The following is a 20,377-nucleotide window of genomic DNA, read 5'->3' as shown; positions in this document are numbered from 1 at the left end:
ATTTTGTAATTACTCGTACTTGTTTTTTTAACTACTCATACTTATTTTTCTAAACAAATGCGTTCGAATACTTGCATTCGGTCGTACAGCCTTTATTTCCTCCACATATTTGTATCGAAATAATTTTAATATAAAAAACGATACAATGAAAAGCATTATTTATTTACTAATTCTTATAGGAGTAATTTCGAGTTGTCAAACAAGCAATAAAATAGTGTCAAAAAAAAGAGACTATAGCTTTCTTACGGACAGTTTAAACATTGAACAACAATTAGAAAAATACAAACTTGCAGGATTTAGTCTTGTTGTTTTTGAAAACTACGAGATTGTCTATTCCAACCAATTTGGTGTGAAATCTATAAATTCAAAAGAAAAGATGGATGAAAACACTGCTTTTTCTACAGCATCAATTGCAAAACCAATAACGGCACTTCTTTGTCATATCTTTGAAGAGAAAGGATTAATTAATTTAGACGAGCCAATAGACAATTATCTAAAACGCTGGCATTTACCAAAAAGTAAGTTTACTGAAAATAATAGTCCAACTTGGAAACAATTCCTTAATCATACCGCCGGCACAACTCAAGATGGGTTTGCAGATCATTATGAAGGAGAAACGATTCCAACACTAAAACAAAGTCTTTTAGGACAGATACCCAGATACGATAAAGAAATTGATTTTTTGTTCACACCAGGAACCAATTGGCAATATAGCGGTGGTGGTTATGTAATTATACAAATGGCATTAGAAGACACTTTGAATAAACCTATTGCAGCACTTGCAGATGAATATATTTTTTCGCCCCTTGGCTTGAAAAATACAACAATGATACAACCTAATGAAAATGGATTTCTGACCAATGTTGCTTTGGTTCACGATGAAGATGGAAAAGTGATAAAAACAGGTTTGCCAATCACGCCACAAGTTGGACCATCTGGACTATGGTCTACACCGAGTGATTTAGCTAAAATTTCCATTGAGATACAAAATGCTTTACGCAATAAAAACAACAAAGTTATATCTCATAGTATTGCAAAAAAAGTAACGGAAGTTACCGCTTTAAAAAATGCTGTGGGTGGCTGGAGTTATGGATGGCAAAAGTCTTTTGGTTACAATAGCTATGATTGGTTTTCATGTAATGGTTCCAATACTGGAGTTGGTGGTAACATTTTGGCTACGATGACAGATGGTAACGGATTAGTATATCTTGCCAATGGAGAAAAACCGAATCGTTTTCCTGTGATGAACCATACTCGAAATAAAATTCTGGCAGTGATGAACTGGAACAAAACACCTAATGAAGACATTCAAGAAATACCTTTAAGTCTAAAAGAAAAACTAATTGGAACTTATGACGATTTCCTTTATGGGCAAGGAGTGCAAACCAAAATAGTAGAAAAGAATAACCGTCTCTATGTCGAATCTCCAATTTTGGAACATTTTAAAGGGAAAAATGATAATGAATTAGTCTATCTGAAAAATGGATCATTTAAAATTATAGATTATCCTAACTTGTTACAATTCCATTTCAGCAATGGAAAACTAAATTCTGTAATCTTAACAAGAGATAATCTGAATACTAAAGTCCAACTAATTGATAAAGAAAAATAACTATTGCCAACCGTCGTTTGGCAATATGGCGGGTTTAGGCTTAATTTAAAGATGGTTTTGTACTTGGAGAATCAGTGTTAAACCGAAAGTAAATCTTAATTTAGTACCCAACCTCTTGTAAAAAGGGACGTTTTAGCCAATTATCTACACAAAAATAGTTAAAAATAAATGAAGAATATACCAGAACTTCCAAAGTTTACTTTGTGGTTAGAATTCGAAGATGCTGATCCAAATACTTCGAATATAGAAAATGATTTCTGCAATATTCGGGTAAATTAGATGACGGAAGAGAATACGGAATCAATGTATGGACTTTTAAATTTTTAGAAACTGCAGTTAATTTTGCTAAAGAAAATGGAGAAAATCTCAGTGGAATGTATGAAATTCCTCCAGACTTATTTGTAAAAGAATTGACTAGAGAATGTATTGAAGACTTGTTAAAAATTGGTAAACTCGAAATTGTTTTGAATTCTAGCATTTATACGAAATAATTAATAGAACTGCCTATAACAGCAGTTTAGCACAATAGCTACTTTTGCCTTAAACCACAAGCCGATTTTCCGCTGGAAAATCTTATATTAGCAAGAGAATAATCGTTCCACAGAGCCGCTACTGCGCCAAGCAGCGGAACCTCAGCGGTCATTATAGGACGTTACTTAGAGATCGAACATACATTAGAAATGAAACAAATTAAACTGACGACTTTAACATTTGGACTTCTGCTTTTCGGTTGCAATGAAGACTATTAAAGTAATTTTGCTGCATAAACTTTAAAAGAAGATAAAACTATATTATTAACTAAACATACAAAAAATATGAAAAAAATCATATATGCGCTGATCTTACCGCTGGTTGTGGTAATCGGACTGGTATTTGCAAATCATGAAATTAAAAATGAAACTTCTAAAAAGTCAATCCCAAAGCATCTCTCTGCTGCTGAAAGGAAAGCTGTATTGAAAAAATGGGAGGCTACCCCTGATGGTATAATGTACAAAAAATGGGAAGCATCTCCTGCAGGTAAAAAAGTGCATGCCGGTACTGCTAAAATAAGGAAGTCCATTAGGGATTATACCAATATGGAGGGAGTTGTAACCTCTCTTTCTCTTCCGCCAGGCTCAAGATTAGGTTTCGGAGTGATGGTAAGGATTAATGGTGACGATTATATTCTTGCTTTTGGACCAGAAAAGTCTGGCAAGAATGTTTTGAATTTTAACAATGAATTTGAGCAATTACATAGCCTGAAAGTTAACGACAAAATAATTATAAGAAGCCATAGTGTATCGCAGGCGCCCAAGTATTCATATCCAATAGTAGCAGGCGACTATGTAGAACGAGATAGTAAAATAATTTATAAACGTGCACCTCGCAAAGGCGGTTGCTAAGTAAATAAATTATGAAATACATTCACATATATGCTTTGTTGACCATCACGGACTTTAAAAGTAAAGAGGGAGATAATTAGCTACTGCGTGAGAAGCGAGAAAAAACAACGAACCGCCAACAGCCGTTTCTCGCAATTGCGAATTTTGTGGTAAATTCACGTTCAGTTTCCGCATTAATTTTTATCTTAGTAGAAAGTCCGCAGTTCCGCAGCCGCAACTGACCAGAAGCGGCGGAACGTTGTAGGCAGTGCGAAATGAGAGGAATAACTAATTTTGATTAATAAAACAATAAACTTATTTATAATAGTTACTGATATTCAATAATGATGAAATTAAACAATTTTCGAATTTTATTATAGATTGTAATGATAGCAAAAAAAAACTAAATGTATAAACCCATCTTTTTAAATAGTATTAGTTCAATTACTATTTTTATAATGTTACTTCTTGCATTTTTTTTGTTAACAGTAAATACAAAAAATAAACTTTCAAATAGACTTTTTGCTGGTTTTCTTATGATTACGGCATTCGATTTGAGTAGTTTTTTTACCGATAAATATTTTGAGACCAATTTAAATTTTGAGATTTTTAGAATGACCATTAGTTTGCTAATTATGCCTATATTCTATTTGTATGTAAAAGCAGTTTGTCATTCAGATTTTCGATTAAAACCAAAACATTTAGCACTAATAATTCCGTTTGTAGTTACAAATTTGGTATTTATTCCAAGGTTTTATTTAGCAACCTCCATAGAACGTATTTACATTTATGAGCATTTTAAGCAAATGTTAGAAATACGCTTTTTTTATATTCTAGGAGAACTTCAATATGTTTTATATATTATTTTAGTTTTTAAAGTTTTAAAAAAATACAAAGAAATTTACTTAGAGAATTATACCAATACAAATAACTCATCGTACAAATGGTTGTTTCAAATGACTGTGTTTTTTCTAATTGCTCATAGTATTGTTTTCTTTAAATCGTTGATAAGATATACTGATTATAATGTCTTTCTTAACGCGTCAAATGTAATTATTGGAACGATTGCACTAATTATAAGTTGTTGGTTTGTATTAAAAGCCTTAAACAATCCTGATCTTTTTAAAGGTGTTGATTCAAATATGCTATTGGTAAATGAAGCAGTTGTTTCAACAGAAAAAGAATCATTTCAGGCTCCAAAATCGACAGAAATCGCTTCGCAAATCGAACTTTTAGAAAAATATGTTTTAGAAAACGAACCTTATCTCGAACCATCATTAACGATACAAGAATTATCTAAACAAGTTAATATGCCTATTCGTGATTTATCTATTTTGATTAATCATCATATAAACCAACATTTTTTTGATTTTATAAATGAATATCGAATACAAAAAGCAATGCAAATTTTAAAAAACCCTTCTAAAAGTAAGCTTACTATTTTAGAAATTCTTTATGAAGTAGGTTTTAATTCGAAATCATCTTTTAACACTGCTTTCAAAAAACACACCAATAAAACACCTACAGAATTCAGAAACTCCTAATTATAAAGGCTTTGTAAAAAGTCGAACGTTACTAAAATAAAGTCGAACCAATTTAAACTAATTAAATTGGTTCGACTTTATTCATTCGGTCGCCAACGTTAAAGGTATCATGCAATTTTGCTTCAAATTAATACTAACAATTAAAAATTTGAAATTATGAAAATTGCATCCTTATTTATTTTATTCTTACTTCCTTTTTTGTGTTTGGCACAATTAAAAGAAAACGCAAAAGACAGTACTACTCACTTGGCATTTGGAAATGCACAAACTAAAATTATCCTAAATGATTCTGATCTAAAAAATCAAACATTTGAAGAAAAATACGTTGTAATAAATGGTATTGAACAATGGGTTACAATAAAAGGAAATAGTTCAAAACCTATTATATTGTTTATTCACGGAGGACCAGGTAGCCCAATAAGTCCTTACATTGACGTTTTATATAAAGATTTAGAAAAGGATTTTATTATAGTTCAATGGGATCAACGAGGAACTGGAAGAACTTATGGACGCAACACGCCTCCTGAGGAATTAACTCCTGAATATTTAAAAGCAAATCCTTTAACACTGGAACAAATGACTAGCGACGGAGTTGAGGTGTCAAAATATCTTTTGGAATATTTAGGAAAACAAAAAATGATACTTTCTGGTACATCTTGGGGTTCAGCACTTGGAGTAAAAATAGCTACAAAACGACCAGACCTTTTTTATGCTTATGTTGGACATTCTCAAATTGTTAATCCTACTATTGATATAGAAGCTTACACTAAAATTTATAAAATGGCCGAGGGCAAAAATGACAAAGAGGCTCTGGAAATATTAAATTCTATAGGTAAACCTCCTTATAGCAGCGCAAAAAATGTAGGCTTGTTATTTAGAATTGTAAAAAAATATGAAAGAGCAAATTCAACACCTGCTCCAGAGAATTGGTTTCAACTTTCTCCTGCTTACGATAACAACACAGATAATAAAAACAGAGAAGATGGAGACGACTATTCGTTTGTAAATTTTGTTGGAGATGATAAATTGGGAGTGCAATCTATGACTGCAACCATTAACTTAATGAGAGATAATTTAGATTTTAAAATTCCTGTATATTTAATACAGGGTAATGAAGATATTTTGACACCAAAAGAAAATTCAAAAAAATATTTCGATGAAATTAAAGCACCTAAAAAAGAATATTATTTGTTACCAAAAGCAGCTCATGGTTTTAATAAATCTGTTGTAGAAACACAATATAAAATATTTAGGAGCATAAAAACTTTGTAAATTAAAAACCGAAAAAAATCAAGTACTGACTACAACGGCCGTTTGGGGAAAATGGGGTTTTAGGCTTAACTTGGAAATTGGTTTGTATTTGTAAGAATTTGGTTGAACCGAAAAATAACGCTAATTTAGTCCCAAGCCACTTGTAACATCAAGACGTTAGCTGCAACCATTGACGACAGCGTGTAAACTCAAAACGACTTAAAAATACTAACAGAAATAATTTGACAATGTATAATCTTAAAAATTCAATCTTCTCTTTACTGTTAGCGTCTATAATTTTTACATCTTGTAACGGACAGACAAAAACAAATCAACCAAATAAAACCATAGTTGAACAACAATCATTTACAAGTAAAAATACAAAGCTGACAAAAACGCAAGGCACAACAGAACATCAAAACGTACATTGTAGCCTACAAGACAAAAATGGCAACCTTTGGTTTGGCACAACAGGCGAAGGTGTTTATCGCTTTGATGGAAAAGAATTTACCCAGTTTACAGAAAAAGATGGTTTAAGTAATAATAAAGTTTGGTGTATTTTGGAAGATACATTAGGAAATATTTGGTTTGGAACTGACGGTGGTGTAAGTCGGTACGATGGAAAAACTATTTCAAAAATTCCATTCATTATTAGCAACTCAAGTGGTTTCGGAACGTCAATACCACAGTCTGCTAAAAATATGGTGTGGAGTATTTTTCAAGATAAAAGTGGAATAATTTGGTTTGGTACTTCAGAGGATTTATATTGTTATGAAGGAAAATTATTTAGTCGGTTTTTAGACAAGAGAAATATTTCAAATAATCAAAACCTCAAACTTAACTGGATACAATGTTTTTTAGAAGATAGCAATGGAACAATTTGGATGGGTTCAGGGCCTATCACAGAGGAAGGTGTTATACAATTTGATGGAAAATCTATTACAAGTTCTAAACCAAATGGAGACGGATGGATTAGATATATTGTAGAAGATAAAAACAAAAAATTATGGTTTGGTGGTAGAGGTAGGGGCAATTTTATTTACGATGGAAAAAACTTTACCCAGTACACAGAAAAGGTTGGAATTGGAAATCCTATTTTGGCAGATAAATTAGGCAATATTTGGTTTACTGGAGAAGAAAAAATCTCAACAGTAGAAAGTGAAAGAGGAATTTGGTGCTACGATGGAAAGACATTTAAAAACTATAACACTAATGACGGTTTGAGTAAATATTTTGTTTGTAGTATGCTTGCAGACAGCAACGGTAACATTTGGATTGGAACACGAAACTGTGGACTATATCGCTATGATGGAAAAATATTTACTACTTTCTCGCAATAGACCAAAACGACCTAAAAATATGGCAACCGCTAACAAGGAGGTTCCGATAGCGGGGGTTCCGTGTTTCGCAGACACATTTGTAGTAGGTGGAAGTTCAGTGCTCCGAATGAAGTTTAGTGCTAAAACACCCCGGCATCGCACCCCCCCGGACCGTTGGTGGTCAGGTAAACAGAACTCAACAATTTAATCAAGTAACATCAATGGGACAATACAAAGCAAACTCAACAAATTCTCAAAATTTCAATTTAACTTTTGATAATCAAAAAATTGGAGAATTAATTTATAAAAAATGGTATTCTTTCAACGCTGAAATTCTAATGTCTGACGGTACAAAATATCAACTTGAACCCAAAGGATTTTGGGACTCTAAAATCGAATTGAAAGACGACACAAAAACTTTACTAGAATTTAAAATGGGTTGGAAAGGAATAATTATCAAATCCTTTTTCGACAACACAGAAGATACTTTTTTACTGAAACTGAACGGACTTTTGAGTAGTAAGTTTGTTCTAATTGACACAGAAAAAAATGAGTTACTGGTCGCTGAAACTGATTTTAAATGGGATAAACTTAACTATGACTATAATATTGAAACAACCAAAAATTTTGACAACTTTGATAAAAAGGAATTATTATTACTTACAATATTGCACTGCATAAATTACTATATGACAATTATTGTGTCAGCAGGATAAACAGAAAAATAAATCATAATTTAGTCCCAAACTTCTTGTGGCAAGGCAGTGTTGTGCGTCATTTGAAGAAATGCGAAGATTTGAATAACTTAAACATTCTATGTGAAAAAATGAGAATAATTGCCAAAGCAAAAAAAGATGACTACCCTGAATATGCTGAAATGTATATGAAATTATTACCTGACGACGGTTTGATTTTAAATCATCTTAAGGACAACTTTTTAATGGTAAAAAAATTAATATATTCTTTACCAGAAGAAAAACTATTTTATCGTTATGAAAAAGGAAAATGGAGTATAAAAGAAATATTAGTTCATATAATTGATGACGAACGTATTTTCGCATACAGAGCTCTAAGGTTTGCACGAAATGAAAAGTTAAATTTAATTGGATTTGACCAAGACTCTTATGCCATTTATTCAGAAGCCGACAAAAGAAATTTGGACACTATTTTTGAAGAATATGAGGCGGTAAGAAATTCTACAATCGTCCTTTTTAATGGTCTTCCTGAAGAATCATTTGACAGGATGGGGCACGGAACAGGAACAGCAAATGACGCAACAGTTAGAGCATTGGCTTATCACATCGCTGGACATGAACTTCATCATATAAACTTTATTAAAGAAAAATATTTATAAAGAAAAAAACGAACACACAAAAGCGGTTTGCATCAATGGCTTAATTCTGTGATTCTTTAGAAAATACTCCACTATTACTCACCAAGCGTAATACTGTTGTGTGCCATTTTGAATAACACTAGACATCGCAGAATTGCATTCCGTGCCCATAAAGTCAAGAAAATTTATTGTGAAGCAAGGTGTTAGCGGCTCGAATTGAAGTTTGCATTATTTTGATAATACAACAAAATTCTGTTTAGGAATACCTTTTTATAAACTAATTAATGGGTATCAAACTCGTGTACCATTTCGTTGGTCATAGACGGAAGGTTGGAAAACCTCTATGTATTTGATGCCATTGCGCCAACCTATCAAACTAGTAACAATACTACTAAACAGAATTTATATATTACAAAAATACGATATATTCAGCAACTGGATTTCTCGCTTAAATAATCCCCTTTACTTTATGCTGTAGGATTATTTACAAAATACATTTTCATCATCCCTCTGTTTTTAACTTCAATTTCACCTCTATAATCACAATCAAAAGTGTCTTTAATCAATTCATACGTGTTTTCGGATACATTAATTTTCCCGGGCTCTGAATTAGATTCCATGCGGGAAGCAATATTTACCGTATCTCCCCAAATGTCATACGCAAATTTCTTGGTCCCAACTACTCCAGCCACCACCGGACCGGAATTAATTCCGATGCGAATTTCAAAACGGGTATCATTTAGAGGATTGTTATTTTTTGAGTCTCTAACAAATGTGGCAATTTCAAAAGCGGCTTGTACCATTTTAAAAGCATGGTCTTCTGTTGAAAAAGGCAAACCTCCCGCGCACATATAACAATCACCTACTGTTTTGATTTTTTCTAAGTTATACTTTTCCATAATTTCATCAAATTTAGAGAAATAGTAATCCACACTTTCTACCAATTTTTCTGGTGATAGTATTTCTGCATATTGGGTAAATCCTTCAAAATCAGCAAATAAAACAGTGACCGATTCGAATTTTTTGGCGACTACTTTACCATTTTGTTTTAACTCAAGAGCCGTTTCCTCAGGAAGAATATTAAGCAACAAGCTGTTTGACCGATTCTTTTCTTCTTCAATAATGACATTGGTTTTCTTTATAAATTTATAGCGCCTAAACATTCCAAAAGCGAGTAAAAAAACAAGTCCCGATGAAATAGCGGATGAAATGGCAATAATCTGTTGATTTTTTTTTCCTTGGTTGAGTAAATCGACTTCGGTCTGTTTCTGCGAAACTTCATAATCAGTTCGCAAATCTGCCATCTGCTGGACCGATTTAAGATTGGTAACGCTATCCCTATACGCTATATGGTTCTTATAATATTTAAAGGATTCAGCAGTATTCCCTATTTTTTGATGCAGTTCTGAAAGTTTCAGATTTGAGTTACTGATTTGGTCTTTCAATCCATATTTTTGAGCTAACTCAAGACTTCGCAGCGCATAATTGAGCGCAGTAGTCTGATTATTTTGCTTCAAATAAATAGCTGACATGTAGGTCAGGTAATCTGAAATCGCATAATAATCCTTTAGTTCTTCCAGAATTTTTATGGCTTTACTTATATATTTCATTGCTAAGACATCCTTTCCCTGCTCAGCATATACCATTCCAATGTTTCCTAAGTTATAGGCAGTGCCAATTAAGTAATCCGCTTTCTTGAAAATTTCACCGGACTCTTTAAAATTCCTTAATGCTAAATCATATTTCTTGTTTTTAAAATATTCATCTCCAGCATTTAATAAAGCTGACGCTAACCCTATGGAATTATCCGTTTTTCTTAATAATTTGATGGCTTTATTGTAGTATATATAGGCATTTTTAGAATTCCCCATAACCGAATATACATCGGCAATAGAGGAATATGTGGTTCCCTGACCAACATTATATTTTGCTTTGCTTGCTGCCGCTGCACTTTTAAAAAAAGCATCTAAGGATTTATTCAAATCTCCTATAAGTCTGAGTTTATTTCCTTTTTGAAAATACCCTCTGTGCAGGTATAAATTGTTGTTTTCTAACTTTGACAGCACAATAAGTTCCTCAGCATATCTTAGCGATAATCGGAGATTATTCACTTCATTAAAAGATAAATTCCTAAGTAATTCTAATTTTTCAAAATTTTCAATATTCCCTTTCTGATAAATTTTCACAAGGCTATCCGCGACTTTTTGCTCCTGGGCTAAAATACTTAAGTGCACAAAAAAAACAAAAAGAGAGACTTTAAAAGAATATTTAAAACAACTTAATTCCATTATGGATTTATGGCTAATTTTGGATCAATACTAAACGCTTTATACGAATTACCAGAGTTATAAACACTAAAATTGATTGTGTAAATATCGGACTGGTTGACCAAATTAGGATCATTTTTGACATTTGCTGATGCGTTTCCAGATCTTCCACCAGTTCCATTAATGGTCGCATTGTCAAAAAAATTCACATCATTGGATTCGGGTTCGTAAACAATACTGTCGATTGCCACTGAATATCCTGAGTCATTTGAAACACCAACCCACCTTACATTATTATTAATAAATACATTTGATTGAAAATCCTCTAAAGTTCCATTTGGAGAACTTCCGGAATTATCATCCGATAATGCGCAACAACCATCAACTTGAGTTTGTGATGGAATATTCATTCCATAAAGGTTAGCGGTTTGAACAGTCAATGTGATTACTACAGGCTTTGCCATGATTACTATATTTAAAGGTTAATAAATTCTGATTCAGAAAACTATTAATTTAAAAATGGCTGGGGAAACCAAAGAATCGATATTTGAGGTAACAACCTAATTATTAGGTAAATATAATATTTATTTTTTAAAATAAAGTAGTATATTTAATGGATTTTAATCCAAATTCATTCCTATGAATATTGATCATCTACCGATTGACTGGAAAGAAATATTTCATCCAAAAAATATTATTTTAAATTTAGTGGGCGTAGTATTCATTACATTGGCATTAAAGGGATTCATGATACCCAATAAATTTTTGGATGGCGGTATTATCGGCATTTCGATACTTATCCATGAAATCACTCATCTGCCATTTGGAATTCTTGTCTTGGGCTTAAACATACCGTTCTTGCTTTTAGGGAAAAGGTTGCTGGGAAAAACATTTGCAATACAAAGTTTGATGACTTTTTTATTACTAGCCGCCAGTATGACTTTTATTCATATTGATGCTGTTACCACAGACCGACTTTTAATTGCCTTATTTGGCGGTTGCCTTATTGGTATCGGGATGGGTTTGTGCATTCGAAGCGGATCAACAGCTGACGGTGTAGAAATTTTGGCTTTATTAACTACCCGAAAAATCGGGCTCAATGTATCCGAAGTTATCTTTGGCATGAATACCCTATTGTTTTTGGCAGCTGCATGGTCTTTTGGTATTGGCACAGCATTGTATTCTATAGTCACTTATTTTTCAGCCATAAAATCACTCGATTATATAGCGCACGGCTTAGAACAATATACTTCCTTACATATCATTTCATCCAAAAGCGAAATTATTAAATCTTTAATTGTGAAAAAATTCGGAAAAGGAATCACAATAATTAAAGGGGAACGGGGTTATTTACCTGATACTTTCGATTTAAAAACAGACTGTGACATTATCGTCACTGTAGTAACGCGACTTGAATTGCTTAGAATCAAAGATGAGATAAGAAAATTAGACCCTAATGCTTTTATGTATATCCAATACATCAAAGAAGCCAGCGGCGGAATTTTAAGAAACAAACAAAAACATTAGAAATCCATGAAATGAGAATCTCATAAAAGATAACTTCATGATGTATGCCCTATTTTTAATTTAATTGTAGTTGTAGATATGAAAAACTGGAATCTTTTGTATACCAATGTCATGGATTGTTTAAAAACACAATTGTCTCCTTTTCTCATTTATCACCATTGGAAACACACGCAACATGTATTGGAAGCAGCAGAATATATTGCGCTGCAAGAAAATATAACTAAGAAAGATATTCTGCTCATTAAAACCGCAGCATTGTTTCATGATGCCGGATTTATCAATGGTACCAATGAGGGACATGAAGAAGAAAGCATTCGGTTTGCTGAAAAAAAGTTACCGGAATTTGGATACACCAAAAAAGAAATTGAAGTCATTGCCGGCATGATCAGAGCCACTATAATACCGCAACAACCAAAAACCAAACTAGAATGTATCCTTGCTGATGCCGATGTCGAATATTTGGGTACTGACAATTTTGAACGCATAGGAAATAAACTCTATCTGGAATTAAAACATTATAATCCAAATCTCAGCTTGGAGGATTGGAACGACATGCAAATTAATTTTCTTCAATCGCACTTTTATCATACCGACTATTGCATTCAAAATAGAACTGCAGTAAAAGAAAAAAATCTTAAGCTACTTATTAAACGAAAAAATTAGAAAAGGGCAAAAATTGACTCTGTTGGAGTTCCTAAATGAATGGCTGTAATTTTATTTTAAATGCATGTTTAAAAACAATTCTGAAAGAATCTTATCACTGGCTGACGAATTTTTTGTTGTCAAAACTGTGCTAATATTTGCTTAAAAACTTACGATTAGTTAGATTTGAATGCAATACTAAATTCGCAGAAACTTCCAAAACTAATTTAGCAGTTATTCCATGAAAAAAATATTCCTTTTTGCCCTACTCTACAGTTTTTATTTTACCCATGCACAGCAAAATTTAGTGAAATATGTTAAGCCAATCATTGGTACCGAAAAAATGGGACATACTTATCCAGGAGCTACAGTTCCTTTTGGAGCAGTACAACTAAGCCCGGAAACAGATACTATTTCATACGAACTTAATGGAAAATACAATGGAGAAGTGTATAAGTATTGCGCCGGCTATAAATATGAAGACAAGACTATTGTAGGTTTTAGCCATACCCATTTAAGCGGAACAGGGCATTCTGATCTTGGGGATTTTCTAATTATGCCAACACAAGGGAAATTACAATTGAATCCCGGAACCGCTGCAAATCCAAAAAGTGGGTATCGTTCAGCGTTTTCTCATGCTAACGAAAAAGCCGAAGCCGGTTATTATAAAGTCAAGCTGGATGATGATGGTATTTTAGCCGAAATGACTGCTACAACACGGGTTGGTATGCATCAATATACTTTTCCAAAATCGGATGAAAGTCACATTATTTTAGATTTAATGGCCGGAATTTATAATTACGATCAAAAAGACGTTTGGACCTATGTAAGAGTGATTAATGACACTTTGATTACTGGTTATCGACAAACGAATGGCTGGGCAAGAACCCGAACGGTTTATTTTGCCATGTCATTTTCGAAACCTTTCAAAGAATATGGTCAAAAGAATTATGATACTAAACAGCCTTATAGAGGATTTTGGGGCAAGTTCGACCAAAACAAAAATTTTCCTGAAATAGCCGGAAAAAAAATACGGATGTATTTTGATTTCAAAACAGAAGAAGCTGAAAAAATAAAAATAAAATTCTCTTTATCCTCGGTTAGCCAAGAAAATGCATTACAAAATATGCAGGCGGAAATTAAGGATTGGGATTTCGAAAAAGTAAAAAACCAAGCACAGGCAATTTGGAACAAAGAATTGAATGAAATTAATATCACTGCATCAGAAGATACTAAAGTGAATTTTTACACCGCCATGTATCATACTTTCATAAATCCAACGACTTACACGGATGTAAACGGGCAATATAAAGGGCTGGATCAAGGAATACATCAAGCTGACGGCTTTACCAATTACAGCACTTTTTCACTTTGGGATACCTATCGGGCATTGCATCCATTTTTCAATATAATCCAACCCTCACGTAATAATGATATGGTAAAGTCCATGCTGGCACATTACAATCAAAGTGCCTTGCACATGTTACCCATTTGGTCTCATTATTCCAATGATAACTGGTGCATGAGTGGCTATCATAGTGTTTCCGTGATTTCGGATGCGATTATAAAAGGAATTTACAATGGAGATGAAAACCAAGCTTTAGAAGCCTGTATCACAACAGCAAACCACCGCAATTATGAAGGTATTGGCAGTTATATTGATTTAGGTTACATTCCTGCCGAAAAAAGTGGTATTTCTGTTTCAAACACATTAGAATATGCTTACGACGATTGGTGTATTGCACAAATAGCCAAAAAATTAAACCGAACTGATGTATACAATGAATTTATAAAACGCTCCGAAAATTGGAAAAACAATTTTGATAAAACAACTGGTTTTATGCGTCCAAAATTGGCCGACGGAACGTTCAAAAAAGAATTTGACGCTTTAAGCACCCACGGACAAGGTTTCATAGAAGGTAATAGCTGGAACTACAGCTTTTTTGTACCGCAAGACCCAACTCAATTAGTGACTCAAATGGGAGGCAAAAAATCTTTTGCATCGCGCTTAGACACGCTGTTTTCAATGTATTTGCCAGATTCCTTTTTTGCAGAAACAGAAGATATCACCCGAGAAGGAATTATTGGTGGCTACGTACATGGCAATGAGCCGGCGCATCATGTGGCTTATTTTTACAATTGGACTGACGAGCCTTGGAAAACCCAATCCCAAGTACGTAAAATTCTGAAAATGCAATACAAACCAACTCCCGATGGTTTAGGTGGAAACGATGATTGCGGACAAATGAGTGCTTGGTATCTTTTTTCCTCTTTAGGTTTCTATCCTGTAGCGCCTGGTTCTGATGAATATAGTTTAGGATCACCACTCGTAAATAATGCAACTCTAACTTTAGAAAACGGAAAAAACTTTACCATAGAAGCAATTAACCAAAGTGATAAAAATGTTTATGTACAAAAAGTGCTTCTTAATGGAAAGCCCTTAAACAGTTTATTTATAAAACATAGTGCTATCACTAATGGTTCGAAATTGACTTTTTATATGGGTTCAAAACCCAAAAAATATTTGATTAAATAGAACCACCTTACTTAATCCCATTGAAATACATTTAGTGATGTTGTCCCATATGGAGCATTCCACCTTCCAATGGAACCGAGCACATTATCCAAAATACAGAGACAATGAAGTTTCTCAGTGGCATGAAGCTTTTGTCAATGTCAGAAGATGGATGGACAAAAATTAATTAGATTGCTATAGATTTCATAAAAGCGTTCGCCTATGGTGAGCGCTTTTATTATTGATAAATAAAAATTAATATTGTTAAAATTTAAGAATTTTAGTATGTTTTTATATTTTTTTAACAAATTTTATTCATTATTCATTGAATCATAAAAACTATTGTATTTTTAACAACGTTTCAAATTAAAAATACAATAGTTTTTATGATTCAAGAACTACAAAAACTTCATTCGGTTTGGATTGATACTCAAAAAAAAGCCAACGAAAACACTTTATTACCACAAATAAAGTTTGATGAAATTGCCAGTTCAATAATAAGTACTGGACCTTTCTATTTTTATATTATTGATTTTTATGATATGTCTTTATCAAACATTAGTCCAGCGATAGCTGACATTCATGGATTTAATCCAGACACTGTATGTTTTAATGATATTCTTGGAACGATACATCCTGATGATATTGACTTTATATCAAGAGCCGAAGCTTCAATACTTAAGTTTTTTTATACGAATATAGGTCCGGAAAAATTGACTAACTATAAAATGAATTACAGTTTTAGAAGTCGAATGAAAAATGGCGAGTATTGCATGCTCAATCATCAAGCCATAATACTGACATTAGATCCAAAAGGCGGATTTGGAAAATCATTGAATATTCATACCAGAATCGATCATTTGACCAAAAACAATACCTATCAATATTCCATGATTGGGCTGAAAGGGGAACCTTCCTATATGAATATTGATATTTTTGAAGGTGAGCACTGTTTTTCAGAATTTTCAAAAAGAGAAATTGATATTATTAAGTTAATTGCAGAAGGTTTTGACAACAATAAAATTGCCAATGAACTTTTTATCAGTGTTGATACTGTAAAAACGCATCGCAAAAATATTTTAAAAAAATCCAACTCTAGAAATACTGCCCAATTAATTCGAAAAAGCACCTTACAAGGTTTATTATAAATTCATAAAAATACCCATTTATGGGTATTGTACTGCGCTATATATTATTCGTATTTTGTTAACGTAATTAAACCAAAGTAAATGTATAACCAAAAAAACATTACACAAACAGTTAGCAGACTAGTTTTTTGTGTTGGTTTATTATTAGGCAATATCGCTGTTGCACAAACCGAATTTTTCAATTCGAAAATCCCTTTTTCAGAAAATCAATTATCCAATTTTTATTCTTCCATTAGCATCGATAGTTCTCAAGTTTATCTTAATGCCAATGATTATAAAATTTATGCCTACGATAAAAAAACGGGGGCATTAAATTGGTCCTATTATGTGGCCAACAAATCGAATAATGCTCCAAAATTATATCAAGACAATGTTTTTATAGAAAAACATATTAGTGAATATGTAGATAAATGCATACAACTCAATGTCAAAACAGGTGATACGATTCAAACATTATCCATAGTGTCAATAAACACCCAACCCATTTTCAAAGGTAATATAATGTATTGCACTGCTATTGATACAGAAACTGGTGGCATTGTTTTGGCGTATGATCTAAAAAAAAATGCAGTGATTTGGAAAAAATTTATAGCACATGGTGTTGACAAGCAACCCTATTATTTGAAAGATAAAATCATTGCTAATGCCGAAGAAAACAATTGGTTTGAACTGAACTATAGCGGTAAGTTGCTGGATACCAAATGCAAACACAAAGCAACCCTTTTTGCCGAAGACATAAAATGTATAAGAAATTTCAGATATTTGATCCACAATCAAAAGGAACTGTCCGTAAGTTATTTTGACATAGACGAAGTTTTAAAATTAAAATACACCAAAGACAAGACAATTGTTTTAGGAGAAAACAAAATGCTAATTATTAACAACAAGAACAAAATAGAAAATGAAGTAAAACTGGAAGAAATCGTTCCGTTTACTGAAAATCGAGTGAGTAATTATACTGAAATTCTAAAGGCAGAAGCGAATACTGTTTGGCTTATCTATTTAGACACTCTTGTCATTTATGATTTAAAAAAAAACAAAACGGTAAAAACTTTTGATTTAATCCAATGGAATGTACACCAAGCCATTTTAGAGGATAACAACTTATGGTTGATTTCAAGGAATGACGGGCAGTTGGTTAAGTTGGAATTGGATAATAGATATTGACTGAACAATATCTAACAATAAATTAAAATAATTATGAAAACAAAAAAAAAGTATTTGGCCCTTTTAGTATTCCTTATGGGAGTAATTAACATCAACAATCTCCAAGCTCAAACTTTCGAGGCCAAAGATATGGATGGGATGTGGGAACGTAACGATGGTGTGCGAATCAGTATTGATGGTACCGCTGTATTTGCCGAAGGTAGCAAAGCCTTGATTTTTGCCGTAGGAAACAGTGGCTGGCCAACAAATTCTATTCAATATAATTTTAAGTTCAAAAACATTACACACAATGGAGACAATACCTGGAATGCAGGAAACCAGGCTTATTCAAAAGGAACAAGCACTTGGCAATCCTCAGGTAATGTAACCATGACGATGAATAAAGATAAATCTGCATTCAACTGTGGCGGTTTTACCTATTCACGTAAATCATTAATCCATTAATTTTAATCCATGAAAAAAGCAAACAAATTCCGAAATGCCTTTCTTATAGCCAGTTTTTGCTTACTGAGTCATATCACCTACGGACAAACTAATGATTTTTCAAAAATTGCAATCACACTCGAAAAAAATTTAGTTGGAAAACCTTTTCTTGGAGGAATGTATGATCCGCCATGTTATGATATGACTAAAATAGCGATCTCAGAAACTGGAGAAATAGCCATTTCAGGCAGTGAAAAAGGATGCAATGTAACTTTTTATATAAAAGACGCAACAATAAGATATCATAATGATTCCAGGATTCAAATCTATCAAGCTACACCTAGAATAGACATCACATTTTATTCAGAAAATGCGGCAACTGTTTATCAAGCATTAGAGGATTTAAAAAAAATATTGAATAAATAATTTTTTAAAAAAAATTAGTGTTGCAGCGATCCTACTCGTTATCTGTTCAGTAAACGTACAAAAGGGAGAAAGAAGACCCAGAGTATATTAAAATAATTAAATAAATTTTAAAAATGAAAAGACTATTATTATTACTAATCATTACTTTAACTAGTAACCTTTACTCACAGAACTTTGACTGTGATAAAAGAGGTGAATACCTTGACACAGAAGAAGCATCTCTAAAAGAACTGCATGATGCCCATAATAAAAGCTATGAAAAGGGTGCTAGTCTATTAAGTGAGGTTAATTCTATAACTAAGCAGCTTAGCAATATGCATACCGATAGCTATGGGTATCAGGATTTAAAGGATAGATATGAAAAAATTGGTAAAGCATATGACATAATCGTTGAACGCTCTAACACATTGCAAAAAGAGTTAACCGATAAAATTAGTAGATTTAATAAGGATGTAAAAGAATTTAATAAAAAATGCAAAGACTAAAATCACCTTTATCTATTGTAGTATTTTGTAACTCATATCTCCAGCACTGCAAAATGTATTCGGCTTGTGCTGTGCAAAGTCTCCCGACTTTGTGCTCGCATGAATTATGAATGAAATATAAGAGAAAACCTTTGATACTGGTGCAGATCTAACTATGAAGGTTTTTTAACCGCAGGAGGTTTGAGGGTAATAATTAATAATAACTATATAAAAAAAACATGAAAAACAGCAAGAACAAAAAAAAATATTGGTTTTTAGTTATCTTTTTTTGCATAGTAAACACGGCTAGTTATGCACAAATAAATTTCGAAGATAGAAACCTGGCAATACTGGAAAAAGTTGCGTTTACCACTAGCTACAAAACTATTAAAGGTTTTATGAAGGAGAATAATTATTCTTTTCAAGAAGAGAATGAAAATGAAATAGAATTACCAAATGATGCGTTTTTAGAAGTTGTATATTTAGAATTTAAGGGGCCGATAGGAAATACTATTGCGGCATGTTATGATAAAAAAGACAAAGCTTTAATAGGTGTTTTTAATCAAATAGCTGCCATAAATACTGTTTTTTGTGAAATACAATTGAAAGATGAAAATTTTAAAATTATAGATGAAAGTGAGGATGGAAAACTATGGTCTAAAAGTTCCTATAAATATCAGATTGGAACTGATGGGTCAGATGAAAAAATACATCGCTTAATGTTTATCAGCCCAATCCACCCTGATTATATAAAATAGGTTTTTACTTTTTCCCAACAGACGATGGGAAAATAAATTCTAAAAAACAAAAAAAAAGCATACGAAAATGCGCAACAAAATATCCTAAAAGACTAGCCTTATCTATTCATGAGCTACGATAATTATGAAGGAATTGAATTGATTGCCAAAATTTCTGATATATAATTTATAATATGAAAACCATCCAAATCCTTTGCATACTGATATTATTCACCTTATCGTCGGAAGCGCAATCTTATAAATCAAATTTGATAAAAACGATAGACACCATCAACGTTATGCTGCAGCAAGACAGAAATACGTCTTTTACACATCAGGATTACGCTCTATTTTATCCCACAAAAATAAATGCCAATCTGCAGGGAGATGTGTTTTGTATCGAAAGCTCAACCAGGTTAGGCCCAAAAGAGAATGGCTTCATTTTCAATTTGTTGAAGGTACAATCGTTTGTTATAAAAGAAGATGAGATTAAGGCTTTGGATCAAAACCAAGAAACAATAGTCACAATTTTCCTAGGTAGTCCAGAAGAAAGACAAGCACTCAGAAAGGAATTGTATAAATTACAGTTTATATGTCGTTTATATTCTGAACAAAATCCCAAATTCAAATGCGATTAATAA

The 20,377-nt window shown here is 32.6% G+C and carries 19 protein-coding genes; 17 read left to right on the top strand and 2 right to left on the bottom strand.

All coding sequences use genetic code 11. The features are described from left to right. Window positions 1-145 precede the first annotated feature (145 nt). The 7 genes from E0H99_RS10460 to E0H99_RS10420 all read left to right on the top strand — a co-directional run bounded on the left by E0H99_RS10460 (window position 146) and on the right by E0H99_RS10420 (window position 8,441). Entirely contained in the window at window positions 146-1,612 is a 1,467-nt protein-coding gene (locus E0H99_RS10460) for a serine hydrolase domain-containing protein (protein ID WP_131994928.1), read from the top strand. Window positions 1,613-2,427: 815 nt separating this feature from the next. After that, complete coding sequence (locus E0H99_RS10450) at window positions 2,428-2,994, top strand: hypothetical protein (protein WP_131994925.1); 567 nt, start codon at window positions 2,428-2,430, stop codon at window positions 2,992-2,994. A gap of 515 nt (window positions 2,995-3,509) precedes the next feature. Continuing rightward, window positions 3,510-4,517, top strand: coding sequence for a helix-turn-helix domain-containing protein (locus E0H99_RS10445; protein WP_240723476.1), 1,008 nt, complete (start codon window positions 3,510-3,512; stop codon window positions 4,515-4,517). A gap of 156 nt (window positions 4,518-4,673) precedes the next feature. Next, window positions 4,674-5,789: an alpha/beta hydrolase family protein gene (locus tag E0H99_RS10440; protein ID WP_131994919.1), complete on the top strand. Its 1,116-nt coding sequence runs from the start codon at window positions 4,674-4,676 to the stop codon at window positions 5,787-5,789. 227 nt (window positions 5,790-6,016) lie between these two features. After that, on the top strand, window positions 6,017-7,108 hold the full coding sequence (locus E0H99_RS10435; RefSeq protein ID WP_131994916.1) for a two-component regulator propeller domain-containing protein: 1,092 nt from the start codon (window positions 6,017-6,019) through the stop codon (window positions 7,106-7,108). A 116-nt stretch (window positions 7,109-7,224) separates the two neighbouring features. Continuing rightward, on the top strand, window positions 7,225-7,803 hold the full coding sequence (locus tag E0H99_RS10425; protein ID WP_205728686.1) for a hypothetical protein: 579 nt from the start codon (window positions 7,225-7,227) through the stop codon (window positions 7,801-7,803). Between the two features lie 110 nt (window positions 7,804-7,913). Further along, a complete protein-coding gene (locus E0H99_RS10420; protein WP_131994907.1) occupies window positions 7,914-8,441 on the top strand; it encodes a DinB family protein in 528 nt (175 codons plus the stop codon). Between the two features lie 446 nt (window positions 8,442-8,887). Here the strand turns inward: E0H99_RS10420 and E0H99_RS10415 are convergent, their stop codons facing one another. Further along, window positions 8,888-10,606 (bottom strand): adenylate/guanylate cyclase domain-containing protein, encoded by a 1,719-nt coding sequence (locus E0H99_RS10415; protein ID WP_240723475.1) that lies wholly within the window; start codon window positions 10,604-10,606, stop codon window positions 8,888-8,890. 101 nt (window positions 10,607-10,707) lie between these two features. Then, the gene (locus E0H99_RS10410; protein ID WP_131994901.1) at window positions 10,708-11,151 is read right to left on the bottom strand and encodes a hypothetical protein; all 444 of its coding nucleotides are present in this window, start codon (window positions 11,149-11,151) and stop codon (window positions 10,708-10,710) included. 175 nt (window positions 11,152-11,326) lie between these two features. Between E0H99_RS10410 and E0H99_RS10405 the strand changes: the two genes are divergently transcribed. From E0H99_RS10405 to E0H99_RS10355, 10 genes are all read left to right on the top strand, one after another. Beyond that, entirely contained in the window at window positions 11,327-12,214 is an 888-nt protein-coding gene (locus E0H99_RS10405) for a YitT family protein (protein ID WP_131994898.1), read from the top strand. Between the two features lie 78 nt (window positions 12,215-12,292). Further along, window positions 12,293-12,877, top strand: a complete 585-nt coding sequence (locus tag E0H99_RS10400; protein ID WP_131994895.1) for an HD domain-containing protein — start codon at window positions 12,293-12,295, stop codon at window positions 12,875-12,877. Between the two features lie 220 nt (window positions 12,878-13,097). Next, window positions 13,098-15,392, top strand: coding sequence for a GH92 family glycosyl hydrolase (locus tag E0H99_RS10395; RefSeq protein ID WP_131994892.1), 2,295 nt, complete (start codon window positions 13,098-13,100; stop codon window positions 15,390-15,392). 365 nt (window positions 15,393-15,757) lie between these two features. Next, window positions 15,758-16,519 carry a LuxR C-terminal-related transcriptional regulator gene (locus E0H99_RS10385; RefSeq protein ID WP_131994886.1) on the top strand — a complete coding sequence of 254 codons (762 nt, stop codon included), beginning with the start codon at window positions 15,758-15,760 and terminating at the stop codon, window positions 16,517-16,519. Between the two features lie 81 nt (window positions 16,520-16,600). Beyond that, window positions 16,601-17,686, top strand: a complete 1,086-nt coding sequence (locus tag E0H99_RS10380) for a PQQ-binding-like beta-propeller repeat protein (RefSeq protein ID WP_131994883.1) — start codon at window positions 16,601-16,603, stop codon at window positions 17,684-17,686. A 33-nt stretch (window positions 17,687-17,719) separates the two neighbouring features. Continuing rightward, the gene (locus E0H99_RS10375; protein WP_131994880.1) at window positions 17,720-18,130 is read left to right on the top strand and encodes a hypothetical protein; all 411 of its coding nucleotides are present in this window, start codon (window positions 17,720-17,722) and stop codon (window positions 18,128-18,130) included. Window positions 18,131-18,139: 9 nt separating this feature from the next. Next, entirely contained in the window at window positions 18,140-18,535 is a 396-nt protein-coding gene (locus E0H99_RS10370; protein ID WP_131994877.1) for a hypothetical protein, read from the top strand. A gap of 113 nt (window positions 18,536-18,648) precedes the next feature. Continuing rightward, window positions 18,649-19,020: a hypothetical protein gene (locus tag E0H99_RS10365; protein WP_131994874.1), complete on the top strand. Its 372-nt coding sequence runs from the start codon at window positions 18,649-18,651 to the stop codon at window positions 19,018-19,020. A 218-nt stretch (window positions 19,021-19,238) separates the two neighbouring features. Beyond that, window positions 19,239-19,757 (top strand): hypothetical protein, encoded by a 519-nt coding sequence (locus E0H99_RS10360; RefSeq protein ID WP_131994871.1) that lies wholly within the window; start codon window positions 19,239-19,241, stop codon window positions 19,755-19,757. A 173-nt stretch (window positions 19,758-19,930) separates the two neighbouring features. After that, window positions 19,931-20,374 (top strand): hypothetical protein, encoded by a 444-nt coding sequence (locus E0H99_RS10355; protein ID WP_131994868.1) that lies wholly within the window; start codon window positions 19,931-19,933, stop codon window positions 20,372-20,374. Window positions 20,375-20,377: the final 3 nt, after the last annotated feature.

Source organism: Flavobacterium sp. GT3P67 (genome assembly GCF_004349155.1).
In the GTDB taxonomy this organism is placed as follows: Bacteria; Bacteroidota; Bacteroidia; order Flavobacteriales; family Flavobacteriaceae; genus Flavobacterium; species Flavobacterium ranwuense.
This window is presented reverse-complemented; position numbering and strand designations above follow the sequence as displayed.

Coding starts and splice junctions, on each gene's coding strand:
- E0H99_RS10460 (WP_131994928.1), top strand. CDS start 146: ATGAAAAGCATTATTTATTTACTAATTCTTATAGGAGTAATTTCGAGT.
- E0H99_RS10450 (WP_131994925.1), top strand. CDS start 2,428: ATGAAAAAAATCATATATGCGCTGATCTTACCGCTGGTTGTGGTAATC.
- E0H99_RS10445 (WP_240723476.1), top strand. CDS start 3,510: ATGATTACGGCATTCGATTTGAGTAGTTTTTTTACCGATAAATATTTT.
- E0H99_RS10440 (WP_131994919.1), top strand. CDS start 4,674: ATGAAAATTGCATCCTTATTTATTTTATTCTTACTTCCTTTTTTGTGT.
- E0H99_RS10435 (WP_131994916.1), top strand. CDS start 6,017: ATGTATAATCTTAAAAATTCAATCTTCTCTTTACTGTTAGCGTCTATA.
- E0H99_RS10420 (WP_131994907.1), top strand. CDS start 7,914: ATGAGAATAATTGCCAAAGCAAAAAAAGATGACTACCCTGAATATGCT.
- E0H99_RS10410 (WP_131994901.1), bottom strand. CDS start 11,151: ATGGCAAAGCCTGTAGTAATCACATTGACTGTTCAAACCGCTAACCTT.
- E0H99_RS10405 (WP_131994898.1), top strand. CDS start 11,327: ATGAATATTGATCATCTACCGATTGACTGGAAAGAAATATTTCATCCA.
- E0H99_RS10400 (WP_131994895.1), top strand. CDS start 12,293: ATGAAAAACTGGAATCTTTTGTATACCAATGTCATGGATTGTTTAAAA.
- E0H99_RS10395 (WP_131994892.1), top strand. CDS start 13,098: ATGAAAAAAATATTCCTTTTTGCCCTACTCTACAGTTTTTATTTTACC.
- E0H99_RS10385 (WP_131994886.1), top strand. CDS start 15,758: ATGATTCAAGAACTACAAAAACTTCATTCGGTTTGGATTGATACTCAA.
- E0H99_RS10380 (WP_131994883.1), top strand. CDS start 16,601: ATGTATAACCAAAAAAACATTACACAAACAGTTAGCAGACTAGTTTTT.
- E0H99_RS10375 (WP_131994880.1), top strand. CDS start 17,720: ATGAAAACAAAAAAAAAGTATTTGGCCCTTTTAGTATTCCTTATGGGA.
- E0H99_RS10370 (WP_131994877.1), top strand. CDS start 18,140: ATGAAAAAAGCAAACAAATTCCGAAATGCCTTTCTTATAGCCAGTTTT.
- E0H99_RS10365 (WP_131994874.1), top strand. CDS start 18,649: ATGAAAAGACTATTATTATTACTAATCATTACTTTAACTAGTAACCTT.
- E0H99_RS10360 (WP_131994871.1), top strand. CDS start 19,239: ATGAAAAACAGCAAGAACAAAAAAAAATATTGGTTTTTAGTTATCTTT.
- E0H99_RS10355 (WP_131994868.1), top strand. CDS start 19,931: ATGAAAACCATCCAAATCCTTTGCATACTGATATTATTCACCTTATCG.